This window comes from Nonomuraea lactucae, from assembly GCF_003313395.1.
Lineage (GTDB): Bacteria > Actinomycetota > Actinomycetes > Streptosporangiales > Streptosporangiaceae > Nonomuraea > Nonomuraea lactucae.
Genome location: NZ_QNFZ01000382.1, coordinates 1 through 838, shown reverse-complemented (window position 1 = coordinate 838; position 838 = coordinate 1). Strand labels below are relative to the sequence as shown.

Sequence of the window (838 nt, the reverse complement as noted above, 5' to 3'; positions counted from 1 at the left end):
CCCCGAGCAGGGCGGCGAGCGCCGCCGCGGCGATGACGGCGGCCTTGCCGCGCCTGCGCCCCTGTCCGGCCGGCCTGGGCTCGTCGCCCGGCCCGACGAGGATCTCCTGGCGATCCGGCTCGGTCGGATCCTGCATGGTGTCGCTGCTCCCTGCGGTCGTATCGGGAAAGCTCACCGGCTTCCGCGGGTGATGGACCACACTAGCCGCATCAGTGGAATGCCCGCGCAACAATCACGAAGGAATCACGACTTGTCCCCCCTTAAGTCCATTCGCGCAGGTCGCCGTGACGCCCTGGCGCCCGTGGCGGGCGCGGCCGGAGTGCTCATGATCGCCGGGCTCGGCGTTTTCCTCGCCTTCGGCGGAACTCCCAGGCAGGCATCGGAAAAGGGACCGGCATTCGATCAGGAAAAGCGGCTTACCGGCGGATCGGGCATTCCCTCACCGCCGCCCGGCGCCCCCGCCTTCCCGACTTCGGCGGGACGCACCTCGGGAAGCGGATCCGGCTGGCAGGAACTGGTCAGGCCGCCGCGGGCTCCCGAGGCGACCGCGCGCAAGGGGGAGGCTCCATGGGGGTCCGGCCTGCCGTACGTACCGGTGCCCAGCCGAGAGCGGCACCCGGCCGCCACGCACGCGGGCTCCTCCCGTCCGGGCGCGACGCACGACGGCACGACCCACGACGATCCGACGCACGACGGCCCGACGCACGACGGCCCGACGGACAGGGGACGGGCGGACGGCGGCACCGCGCACGCCGACACCTCACACGCCGACCCCACGCACGCCGACACGTCGCGCGGCGACGCCTCGCGCCGCGATCCCGAGCAGCGTGCCGACCCT

Annotated in this window: 1 protein-coding gene; it reads left to right on the top strand. The window is 73.4% G+C overall.

The annotated features are described in order from the left end of the window. Positions 1-250: 250 nt before the first annotated feature. Positions 251-838: hypothetical protein (locus tag DQW85_RS44725; protein WP_205315309.1), on the top strand; the 588-nt coding region annotated here is incomplete at its 3' end.